Origin of the sequence: Pseudomonas sp. 57B-090624, assembly GCF_003234055.1 — a bacterium.
GTDB classification, from domain to species: domain Bacteria; phylum Pseudomonadota; class Gammaproteobacteria; order Pseudomonadales; family Pseudomonadaceae; genus Metapseudomonas; species Metapseudomonas tohonis.
The window spans coordinates 119,118-128,787 of sequence record NZ_QKRU01000010.1 but is presented as its reverse complement, the minus strand read 5'-3'; the positions used below and the strand labels follow the sequence as shown (position 1 = coordinate 128,787).

The 9,670-nt window shown below is 69.6% G+C and carries 8 protein-coding genes and 1 pseudogene; 3 read left to right on the top strand and 6 right to left on the bottom strand.

The genetic code is table 11. The features are described from left to right. The coding region (locus DMX10_RS07085; RefSeq protein ID WP_158545583.1) for a zinc-binding dehydrogenase at positions 1-664 on the top strand (664 nt) is incomplete at its 5' end. Here DMX10_RS07085 and DMX10_RS07080 read toward each other — a convergent pair. Then, positions 665-1,249 (bottom strand): MarR family winged helix-turn-helix transcriptional regulator, encoded by a 585-nt coding sequence (locus tag DMX10_RS07080; RefSeq protein WP_236204975.1) that lies wholly within the window; start codon positions 1,247-1,249, stop codon positions 665-667. Between DMX10_RS07080 and DMX10_RS07075 the strand changes: the two genes are divergently transcribed. Then, the gene (locus tag DMX10_RS07075) at positions 1,248-1,853 is read left to right on the top strand and encodes a glutathione S-transferase (RefSeq protein ID WP_111260428.1); all 606 of its coding nucleotides are present in this window, start codon (positions 1,248-1,250) and stop codon (positions 1,851-1,853) included. The genes DMX10_RS07080 and DMX10_RS07075 overlap by 2 nt on opposite strands. 232 nt (positions 1,854-2,085) lie before the next feature. On the opposite strand, the gene DMX10_RS33130 is transcribed toward DMX10_RS07075, so the two are convergent. The 3 genes and pseudogenes from DMX10_RS33130 to DMX10_RS07065 all read right to left on the bottom strand — a co-directional run bounded on the left by DMX10_RS33130 (position 2,086) and on the right by DMX10_RS07065 (position 7,489). Further along, complete coding sequence (locus tag DMX10_RS33130; RefSeq protein WP_236205041.1) at positions 2,086-3,219, bottom strand: MFS transporter; 1,134 nt, start codon at positions 3,217-3,219, stop codon at positions 2,086-2,088. 96 nt (positions 3,220-3,315) lie between these two features. Then, positions 3,316-6,366: pseudogene (locus DMX10_RS07070) on the bottom strand (efflux RND transporter permease subunit); the annotation flags it as partial. 1 nt (position 6,367) lies between these two features. Beyond that, positions 6,368-7,489, bottom strand: a complete 1,122-nt coding sequence (locus DMX10_RS07065; protein ID WP_111260426.1) for an efflux RND transporter periplasmic adaptor subunit — start codon at positions 7,487-7,489, stop codon at positions 6,368-6,370. A 147-nt stretch (positions 7,490-7,636) separates the two neighbouring features. Here DMX10_RS07065 and DMX10_RS07060 point away from each other — a divergent pair, with 147 nt between their 5' ends. Further along, the gene (locus DMX10_RS07060) at positions 7,637-8,281 is read left to right on the top strand and encodes a bifunctional 2-polyprenyl-6-hydroxyphenol methylase/3-demethylubiquinol 3-O-methyltransferase UbiG (protein ID WP_111260425.1); all 645 of its coding nucleotides are present in this window, start codon (positions 7,637-7,639) and stop codon (positions 8,279-8,281) included. Positions 8,282-8,332: 51 nt separating this feature from the next. Here DMX10_RS07060 and DMX10_RS07055 read toward each other — a convergent pair whose 3' ends face one another. Together DMX10_RS07055 and DMX10_RS07050 are read right to left on the bottom strand one after the other, a co-directional pair. Next, positions 8,333-8,986 carry a peroxiredoxin gene (locus DMX10_RS07055; RefSeq protein WP_111260424.1) on the bottom strand — a complete coding sequence of 218 codons (654 nt, stop codon included), beginning with the start codon at positions 8,984-8,986 and terminating at the stop codon, positions 8,333-8,335. Positions 8,987-9,100: 114 nt separating this feature from the next. Then, positions 9,101-9,667 (bottom strand): DUF4291 domain-containing protein, encoded by a 567-nt coding sequence (locus tag DMX10_RS07050; protein WP_111260423.1) that lies wholly within the window; start codon positions 9,665-9,667, stop codon positions 9,101-9,103. Between the last annotated feature and the right edge of the window lie 3 nt (positions 9,668-9,670).

The following is a 9,670-nucleotide window of genomic DNA, read 5'->3' as shown; positions in this document are numbered from 1 at the left end:
GCTGTTCTCCGAGGTGGTGCGGGTGCCTTTCGCCGACGCCATGCTGGTACCGCTGCCCCCGGGGCTGGACCCGGTGGCCGTGGCCAGCGCCAGCGACAACCTCACCGATGCCTGGGTGGCCACCAGCCGCCCGCTGGCGACACGGGAGGAGGCGAGGGTGCTGGTGGTGGGCGGCACCGAGAGCCTGGGCATCCTCGCGGTGCAGATGGCCCGCGCCGCCGGGGCGGCCGAGGTGGATTACCTGGATGGCGACGGCTACCGCGACGAGCTGGCCGTGCGCAGTGGCGCGACCCTGCGCAGCGGAGCCGATGGCGCGCTGAACGAACGCTACGACCTGGTGGTGTCGGCCACCCGCGACCCGCAGGCGCTGCGTACCGGCCTGCTGGCGCTGGCGCCGGGCGGGCATTGCTCGTGCATCGGCATCATCTTCGAGGACCCGGCCATCCCGCTGTTCGGCCTGTACATGCGCGACGTCACCCTTTCGGTCGGCGCCTGCAGCGTGCGTCCGCACATCCCCCGGGTGCTGGAGCTGGTGGAGCAGGGCCATTGCGACCCGCTGCTGGTGAGCCCCAGCGTGGTGCCCTGGGAAGAGGCCACCGAGGCATTGATCCGGCCGCTGGCCAAGTGCATCGTGGTGCGCGAACGCATCACCACGGCGGGTTGATCAGTCGAGGCGGGCGGCCAGGGATTGCATGACCGAGTGCCAGGCGACCCGGCCGTCGGTGTCGGTGGTGTCCAGCGCGGCGCGGATGGCCTGGCGTTCCAGGTCGGTGGCGCGGCGCTCCACGTCATGGCCTTCCGGGCTGAGGGAGAGACGCTTGTAGCGGTGCTGTTCCGGGTCGCGTTGCTGGGTCACCAGGGCGCGTTCGAAGAGGTGGGTCAGCGGGCGGTGCAGTGCCTGCTTGCTGACACCGAGGAGGGCGGCCAGCTCGCCGACGTTGATGCCTTCGACGCGCCGGATGGCGTAGAGGATGCGGTGGTGGACGCGCGACAGGCCGAGGGTTTCCAGGTAGGCGTCGGCGTCCAGGGTGAGGCCGCGGAAGCCGAAGTGCAGCAACTCCAGCGCGACATCCAGGTCGTCCAGGCGTCTGATGTCTGCGGAGTCCAGTTTGATTTTCCTGTCGATGACCATGGGCAGCTCCCGGGCGCGATGGGCGGGGATGCTACCGGCGCCGCCGGTGGTGGTCCAGTTGCAACGACAGCGGGCGCCGGCATTGGGCCGGCCCGCGAACAGGAGCATTGAAGACATGAAACTGATCTACGCAGGGGCGTCCCCCTTCGCTCGCAAGGTCCGGGTGCTGGCGCTGGAATCCGGCCTGGCGGCTGGCATCGAGATGCTCGATACCGCCGTGCTGCCGATCAAGGAGAACGCCGAGGTCAACCGCGCCAACCCGCTGGGCAAGATCCCGGTGCTGATCACGAGCGAGGGCGAGGCGCTGTTCGACAGCCGCGTCATCTGCGAATACCTCGATGCCCTGCAGAGCGGCGACGCCTTCTTCCCCCATGGTGCCGAGCGCTGGACCTGCCTGACCCGTGCGGCCCTGGCCGACGGCCTGATGGATGCGGCGCTGCTGGTGCGCTACGAGGGCGCCATCCGCCCCGAAGCGCTGCAGTGGCAGGACTGGAAGGACGGCCAGCTGGGCAAGATCCATCGCGCGCTGGATGCCCTCGAAGCCATCGCCGACCAGCTCCACGGCCCGCTGGACATCGCCCAGATCGCCGTGGGTTGCGCGCTCGGCTACCTCGACTTCCGCCTCTCCGACCTCGGCTGGCGCCAGGGCCACCCGGGGTTGGAGCGCTTCTTCGCCACCTTCTCCGAGCGCGACTCGATGAAGGCGACGGTGCCGGCCTGACACCTCTTCGCCAGAACCTTCGTCGATGTGCGCACTGCGCTCCGGGCGCAGTGGCTTGCGTAGGGTGGCGTAGAGCGAAGCGAAACCCACGCGGTGGCCGTGACGGGACGCCATAAATGCCCCGCAAGGCACCGTGCTTGAGGCTTCGCATCACGTTCACCACAGAGCCCATGAATTCGCTCCCACGGTCGTGATGCTTCCCGCAGGAGCGAGCTCCGCTCGTGAGTCGCCCTCAGTCCGTCGCCAGCGCCACGGCGCGTGCCTGGTGCGCCCGGGCCAGGCGGAACAGGCCGAAGGCGGCGAGGGCGAAGGTGACGTTGAGGCCGATCATCGGCAGCGCGCTGTCGTTCTGCAGGGCGCTGAGCAGCAGGCCTGAGAGCGTGGCACCGGCCATCTGGGCGAAGCCGATGAAGCCGGCGGCGAGCCCCGCGCGGGTCGGGTTGGGGATCACCGCGCCGGCCACCGAGCCGGGCAGCACCATGCCGGCACCGAGGGTGAGCAGCACCTGCGGCAGCAGCAGGCCGGGCACCGAAGGGCCGGCGGCGAGCAGCACGGCGAGGGTGATCAGCGCACCGGTGGCCACCAGCGCGGTGCCGATGCCCACCAGGCGCGCCGGGCCCCATTTCATGATGAGGCGGTTGCTGAGGATGGCGCCGGTGATCAACCCCGAGACGATGCCGCCGAAGACCAGCCCGTACTGGGTGGGGCTCAGGCCGAGCTGGCCGACGAACACCCGCGAGGAACCGGCGATCACGCAGAACATGGCGCCGTAGGTGCCGGCGATGGCGAAGGAGAAGGCACGCACCTCGGCCCCCTTGAGCAGTTCGCGGTAGTTGCCGGCGAGGGTGGCCAGGCGCCCGGCGAGTGGGTCCTTGGCCTGGTTGCTTTCGCGGTAGAGCAGGGTGCAGGCGAGCAGGGCGAGGATGCCGATGATCACCGTGGCCACCACCACCGCCCGCCAGGAGCCGGCCTTGGCGGCGATCAGACCGCCGATGACCGGCGACAGCATGATGGTGCAGAGCATGCCGATCACGGTGAGGGCCATGATCGGGCCGGCCTTCTCGCGCCACACGTCGCGCACGATGGCCCGGGCCACCACCAGCGCCGCGCAGGCGCCGAGGCCCTGCAGGGCGCGCCCAGCGATGAACTCCGGCATGGAATGGGCGAAGGCCATCCACAGCGAGGCCAGCACGTAGGTGGCGACCCCCGCCAGCAGCACCGGCTTGCGGCCGATGCGGTCCGACAGCGGGCCGAAGAACAGCTGGCCGACGCCGAAGGCACCGACGAACACCGAGAGCGCCACTAGGGATGAGCCGGGCGCTGCCGCCAGGCCGTGCTCGATGGCGGCGAGGCTGGGCAGCAGCATCTGGGTGGACATCTCGCCCAGGCCGCAGAGGACGATGAGCAGGGTCAGCAGCAGGCCGGAGCGGCGGGTGGCGTCCACGGATGAGTCCTCCGGTGGGCGACGGGGTTTGCGCACCAGCACCAGGGTGCACAGTGCCGGCAGGAACAGCAGGGTGAGCAGGGTGCCGACCAGCACGCCGCCGATCAGCACGAAGGCCAGGGACGACCAGAACACCGAGAGCGTCAGCGGGATGAAGGCCAGGGCCGCTGCCAGGGCGGTGAGCACCACCGGGCGGGCGCGGCGCACCGTGGCTTCGATGATGGCTTCGCGCACGTCCTGGCCGGCCTCGCGGTTCTGGCGGATCTGGTCGGTGAAGATCAGCGTGTTGCGCATGAGGATGCCGCCGATGCCGATCAGCCCGAGGATGGCGTTGAAGCCGAAGGGCTGGTCGAACAGCAGCAGGGTCGGTACGGCGCCGATCAGGCCCAGCGGCGCGGTGGCGAAGACCATGAACATCACGCCGAAGGAGCGCACCTGGAACATGATCACCACCAGGGTCAGCAGGATCATGATGGGGAACAGCGCGGCCAGGGCCTTGTTGGCCTTGGCGCTTTCCTCCACGGGCCCTGCGATCTCCACCCGGTAGCCGGAAGGCAGCTGCGCCAGCAGCGGCTGCAGGTCGCGCCACACGGCCATTTCCACGTCCGGGGGCTGGGTGCCGTCGACGATGTCGGCGCGCACTTCGAAGGTGATGTCGCGGTCGCGACGCTTGAGCACCGGGTCCTCCATCACCGCCTGGAAACGCCCGACCTGTTCCAGCGCCACGGATTGCCCGGCGGCGTTGGTCAGGGTCAGGTCGGCGAGGTTGCCGAGGTTCTCGCGCTGGTCATCCAGTGCCCGGGCGACGACCAGCACATTGCGGGTGCCTTCGCGCACCTCGGTGACGGTGTTGCCGGTGAGCAGGGCGTTGACCTGGCTGCGCACCTGGTCGGGGGTGAAGCCGAGCAGGCGCAGGCGGTCCTGGTCGAGCACCAGGCGGTAGGCGCTGGTGCGCTCGCCCCAGTCGAGGAAGCTGTCGCGGGTCAGGGCGTTGGCGGCCACCACCTGGCGCACGTCCTCGGCGATGCCGCGCAGTACGTCGGCATCCGGCCCGGCCACGCGGAACACCACGGGGAAGGGCACCGGCGGGCCGAACAGCAACTGGGTGACGCGCACCCGTGCCGAGGGGAATTCACCGGCGGCGATGCGTTCGCGCATGCGCGCCTTGAGGGCGTCGCGGTCGTGGGCGCTGGCGGTCTGCACGATGAGCTTGGCGAAGGCCGGGTCCGGCAGTTCCGGGTTCAGCGAGAGGAAGAAGCGCGGTGCGCCGCCGCCGACATAGGCGTCCACCAGCTTCGTCTGTGGCTCTTCCAGCAGCGCGGTTTCCACCTGGGCGACCACCGCTTCGGTGGCCTTGAAGGCGCTGCCCGGCGGCATGTACACCTCGAGGATCAGCTCGGAGCGGTCGGAGTTGGGGAAGAACTGCTTCTTCACCGCGCCCATGCCCAGCACGCAGAGCACGAAGGCGCCGAGCACCAGGGCGGTGACCCGCCAGCGGTGCTCGACGCAGGCGCTGACCAGGCGGCGCAGGCGCGCATACCAGGGGCCGGCGTAGAGGGCGTCGTGGCCGCCGGGCACCGGGGCGATGCGCGGCAGCATCTTCACCCCCAGGTAGGGCGTGAACACCACGGCCACCAGCCAGGAGGCGATCAGCGCGAAGCCGACGATCCAGAAGATGTTGCCGGCGTATTCCCCGGCACCGGAGCGGGCGAAGCCCACCGGCAGGAAGCCGATGATGGTCACCAGGGTGCCGGTGAGCATGGGCGCGGCGGTGGAGCTCCAGGCGAAGGTGGCGGCCTTCATGCGGTCGAAGCCTTCCTCCAGCTTCACCACCATCATCTCGATGGCGATGATGGCGTCGTCCACCAGCAGGCCGAGGGAGAGGATCAGCGCGCCGAGGGTGATGCGGTCGAACTCGCGGCCGGTCATCAGCATGATGACGAAGACGATGGACAGCGTCAGCGGCACCGCCGCAGCCACCACCAGGCCGACGCGGAAGCCCAGGGCGAGCAGGCTGATGAGCATGACCACGGCCAGGGCGACGAAGAACTTGAGCATGAATTCGTCCACCGCCAGGCGGATGTTCTTCGCCTGGTCGGAGACCTTGTCGAAGCTGACGCCCAGGGGCAGGTCGGCGTGGATGCGGTCTTCCTCGGCCTGCAGCGTGCGGTCCAGGTCGAGGCCGTTGAAGTGCGGCTCCATGATCACCCCGAGCATCAGCGCCGGGTCGCCCTGGTGGCGGATGCGGTAGCTGGCCGGGTCCTCGTAGCCGCGGCTGACGGTGGCCACGTCGGCGATGCGCAGCACCCTGCCGCCAGCGGCGATGGGCACGTTCTCGATCAGCGCGAGGGTGTCGAAGGCGCCGTCGATGCGGATGTAGGCGCGCGGCCCGGCGGTTTCGACGAAGCCGGCGGGGGAGACGCCATTCTGCGCGGCCAGGGCGGCGAAGATCTGCTCCGGCTTGATGCCGAGGGTGGCCAGGCGCTGGTAGGAGAACTCGACGAACACGCGCTGGGCCTGCTCGCCGAGGATGTTGACCTTCTTCACCCCCGGCAGCCGCAGGAAGCCCTGGCGCAGGTCCTCGGCCATCTTCACCAGCTCGCGGTGGGGCAGGTCCTTGGCTTCCAGGGCATAGAGGGCGAAGTAGACGTCGGAATACTCGTCGTTGAAGAACGGGCCCTGCACGCCGCGCGGCAGGCGGGCGGCCTCGTCGCTGAGCTTCTTGCGGGTCTGGTAGAACAGCTCCTGGATGTCGCCGGGGCGGGTGGATTCGAGGAACTGCACCTTCATCGAGACGAAGCCGGGCTGGGCGATGGTTTCCACGCGGTCGTAGAAGTCCAGCTCCTGCAGGCGCTTCTCCAGGCGGTCGGCGACCTGTTCCTGCATCTCCCGCGCGGTGGCGCCGGGCCAGGCGGCGGTGACGGTCATGGTCTTGACGGTGAAGGAGGGGTCTTCGGCGCGGCCGAGCTTGCCGAAGGCGAAGACCCCGGAAAGGATCACCGCGATGATCAGGAACAGGGTCACTGCCGGGTTGCGTACGGCGATCTCGGAGAGATTGAGGCCGCGCATCTCAGCGCTCCTCGTCGTTCTGGCGGGCCAGCGCCAGGGCCTGTCCGGGCAGCAGGCGCACCTTGTCGCCTTCGTGCAGCAGGTGCGCGCCAAGGGCGACGACGCGCTGGCCGGCGCTCACGCCGCCTTCCAGCAGGGCGTACTCCTGGCCGAGACGGGCGACCTTCACCGGGGCGAAGTGCACGCTGTCGTCCTCGCCTATGACCCAGACGCCGCTGCCGGCACCCGGGTTGTGCAGGGCGCCGATGGGCACGCGCAGCAGCTCGGCCTGCTCGCTCTGCAGGCGCACGGTGATGGTCGAGCCGATGCTGAAGCGCTCGGCCGTGCCGTCGAGGATGTAGCGGGCGCGGTAGGTGCGGGTGACCGGGTCGGCGGAGGCGGAAAGCTCGCGCAGGGTGGCTTTCACCGCCTGCTCGCGGGCATCGAAGGGGTAGGCGAGGGCGCTGCTGCCGGCCAGGGCGCGCTGGGTTTCCGGGAGGTCGATCACCGCTTCGCGGGCACCGTCGTGGGCCAGGCGGGCGACGATCTGCCCTTCGGCGACCACCTGGCCGCGCTCGGCGCGCACGTCGGTGATGATGCCGTCGCCATCGGCCTTGAGGGTCGAGTAGCTGCGGCGGTTCTGCACCTGGCTGGCTTCGGAGCTGGCGGCGGCCAGTTCGGCCTCGGCCACGCGCAGGTTGGTGGCGGCCTGGTCGAACACCTGGCGCGACACGGCGCCGGTGGTGGACAGGCGGCGGTAGCGGCTTTCGTCGTCCCGGGCCTGGCGCAGCTGTGCGCGGGCGGCGCTGACGCGGTTGTTGGCGGCGCGCAGGGCCAGGTCGAAGTCCTCGATATCTAGCACCAGCAGGGTGTCGCCCTTGGCCACGCGGGCACCGGGGTCGACGCGGCGTTCGATCACCTTGCCGCCGACGCGAAAGCCCAGGTCGCTTTCGGTGCGCGCCGCCACCACGCCGGTGTAGGCGGCCTCGTGGCGGCTGGTGCTTTCCACCTGCGCGGCCAGAACCGGACGTGGCTGCGGGCCGTTGGCGGCGGCCCGGGTGTCGGCCTGGCTGTTGCAGCCGGCGACGGCCAGCAGCGCTGCCAGCAGGGCCAGGGGGCGGAGGGTCGGCGCGTGTCGGTTCATGGTCCTGCACTCTCGGGGATGCCTTCGATGGGTTGGATGATATGCGTAATATTAATTTTCGAATAGATGTCGTTCGTCATTTAAAAGGGCGGTGAGGCGCCTGGCCGGGACAGGTAGAATCCCCGGTCCTTCCCACGAGACGCCCCGATGCCCCTGCAGCCCGACGAACTCGCCAGCCTCGCCACCACCACGCTGGATGACTACAACCAGAACGCCGAAGGCTTCCGCGAGAACACCCGCGACCACGATGTGAGCCAGAACATCGGGGCGCTCCTGCGCCATATCCACGGGACCCCGCCTTTCGCCATCCTCGATTTCGGCTGCGGGCCGGGGCGCGACCTGCGCACGTTCCGCGCCCTGGGCCACGAGCCGGTGGGGCTAGACGGTGCCGAGCGCTTCGTCGCGATGGCGCGCGCGGATTCCGGGTGCGAGGTGTGGCAGCAGTCGTTCCTCGACCTGCAACTGCCGGCCGGGCGCTTCGATGGCGTGTTCGCCAATGCCACGCTGTTCCACGTGCCCGGGCAGGAGCTGCCGCGGGTGCTGCGCCAGCTGCGCGCGACGCTGAAGCCGGGCGGGGTGCTGTTCGCCTCCAACCCGCGCGGGGACAACCAGGAAGGCTGGAGCGGCAACCGCTATGGCGCCTGGCACGACTTCCCGACCTGGAAGGCCCTGGTGGAGGCGGCGGGTTTCGAGGAGCTGGAGCACTACTACCGCCCGGCGGGCCTGCCCCGTGAGCAGCAGCCCTGGGTGGCGAGCGTGTGGCGCAGGAGCGAGGCGGTGGCCCCGGACTGACGCCGGGCCATGGGTGGGCCGACGAGGCGCGGCCCACCGTTCGTGGCGGGGTTACTTCGGTGCGGCGGTGGTGCGCAGGTAGGGCAGCTTGATGTCGATGGTGCCGTACTTCTCGCGGGCCTGATCGTCGTTCAGCGCGAGGGCGACGATCACGTCCTGGCCCGTGGTCCAGTTGGCCGGGGTGGCCAGCGGCACGTTGTAGGTCAGCTGCAGGGCGTCGAGGGCGCGCAGCACCTCGGCGAAGTTGCGGCCCACCGACATCGGGTAGGTCATGGACAGCTTGAGCTTCTTGTCGGGGCCGATGATGAACACCGAGCGCACCGTGGCGGTGTCGGCGGCGGTGCGGCCATCGGGCAGGTAGGCCTCGGCGGGCAGCATGTCGAAGGCCTTGGACACGGCCAGGGACTCGTCGGCGATGATCGGGAAGCTGGCGTCGGCGCCACAGAAGGCCTCGATGTCGCCTTTCCACTTCTGGTGCGCCTGCACCCCGTCCACCGAGACGCCGATCACCTTGGTGCCGCGCTTGGCCCACTCGGCGGCCAGTTGGGCCACGGCGCCGAACTCGGTGGTGCACACCGGGGTGAAGTCCTTGGGATGGGAGAAGAGGATGGCCCAGTCGGAGCCTATCCAGTCGTGGAAGCTGATGGCGCCCTGGTCGGTTTCGGCCTTGAAATCGGGGACCAGATCGTTGATGCGCAATGCCATGGTGGTGTCCTCCTGAAGTGGATGGCGGGCAGGTCGAGGGTCAGCGTAGACGGGTTTCGCGAAGGTGCTATGCGTTTGCGGCAGGCCGCCGGCCGGGCTGGAGGCGCAGGTGTTTCAAGGGATGTATTCGCGTTCCTCGGGCAGCCTGCGCTGCGCTTCCTGCAGCTCCCCGGCCTGCACCAGGGCGTGGATTTCATGGGCCAGGCCGGTGACCTCGGTGATGCGCTGGATCCATTGCGCCACGTAGCGCCGTGAAGCCTCCGGGCCCAGGCCGACCTGGATGGCGCGGTGGGGCAGGGGCTCGAGGTGCAGGTTGCGTTCCGGGTCCCACTGGATGCGCACCGGGGAGGCGTTCTTGATGCGCTCCCATTCCTCCTTGCCCTGACCCGGCTGCGGATGACTGGGGCAGCTGTTGGCCAGGGCCCAGGCGAAGCCTTCATGGCTGATGTCGATGGCGAGGATGCGCTTCTGCCCGGCGTCCTTCAGGCCCCAGCCGGCGCGGTACATCATCCAGAGGAAGGAGGGCTTTATCCAGGTCATGCGCTCCAGCTTGAACGGCGGCGAGACGAAGGTGCCGTGGGCCAGCGCGCTGTCGGCGATGACGTCGGAGTAGGCCTGGTAGACGCGGAGGGTGCGGGCGTCGTAGTGGGCCCTGATCTGTTTCTGGGGGATGGCCTGCATGGG

What these genes read in the sequence shown, in the direction of transcription:
- DMX10_RS07075 (WP_111260428.1), top strand. Translation starts at nt 1,248, where the DNA reads ATGAAACTGATCTACGCAGGGGCGTCCCCCTTCGCTCGCAAGGTCCGG.
- DMX10_RS07080 (WP_236204975.1), bottom strand. Translation starts at nt 1,249, where the DNA reads ATGTCTTCAATGCTCCTGTTCGCGGGCCGGCCCAATGCCGGCGCCCGC.
- DMX10_RS33130 (WP_236205041.1), bottom strand. Translation starts at nt 3,219, where the DNA reads ATGCTGCTGCCCAGCCTCGCCGCCATCGAGCACGGCCTGGCGGCAGCG.
- DMX10_RS07065 (WP_111260426.1), bottom strand. Translation starts at nt 7,489, where the DNA reads ATGAACCGACACGCGCCGACCCTCCGCCCCCTGGCCCTGCTGGCAGCG.
- DMX10_RS07060 (WP_111260425.1), top strand. Translation starts at nt 7,637, where the DNA reads ATGCCCCTGCAGCCCGACGAACTCGCCAGCCTCGCCACCACCACGCTG.
- DMX10_RS07055 (WP_111260424.1), bottom strand. Translation starts at nt 8,986, where the DNA reads ATGGCATTGCGCATCAACGATCTGGTCCCCGATTTCAAGGCCGAAACC.
- DMX10_RS07050 (WP_111260423.1), bottom strand. Translation starts at nt 9,667, where the DNA reads ATGCAGGCCATCCCCCAGAAACAGATCAGGGCCCACTACGACGCCCGC.